The sequence below is a fragment of the Shigella sp. FC1544 genome, assembly GCF_001722145.1.
Classification (GTDB): Bacteria; Pseudomonadota; Gammaproteobacteria; order Enterobacterales; family Enterobacteriaceae; genus Escherichia; species Escherichia coli.
In genome coordinates this window covers 1-272 of sequence record NZ_MECT01000515.1, presented here as the reverse complement: position 1 = coordinate 272, position 272 = coordinate 1, and the positions used below count along the sequence as shown (strand labels likewise).

The window sequence follows — 272 nt, the reverse complement described above, 5'->3', positions numbered from 1 at the left end:
CGCCTTATGCCACGTGAGCTTTTCTGCTTTTCCCTCCACTCCGGTGTTTTCTCTCTCTGCATGGTCGATTCTTATACCGCAACAGGCTGTTTTTTTATACTTGCACCGATTCCCGGGCACACTTAGCCTGTGTCAGGCCGGCATATACCTCAGCAGACTGATATCCCGCGCGTTTTTTCTTCAGCCCCTCCACATTCAGTCCCGCGATGGCCCGGCGGTATACCATCCGGCCGCCACACAGCACGCATTCGAACGGGTCACGACTCAGGAAC

At 55.1% G+C, this 272-nt stretch carries 1 pseudogene; it reads right to left on the bottom strand.

Features of this window, described 5'->3' with window-relative positions:
- Positions 1-132 precede the first annotated feature (132 nt).
- Positions 133-272, bottom strand: a pseudogene (locus tag BGK49_RS30695) (IS91 family transposase); the annotation flags it as partial.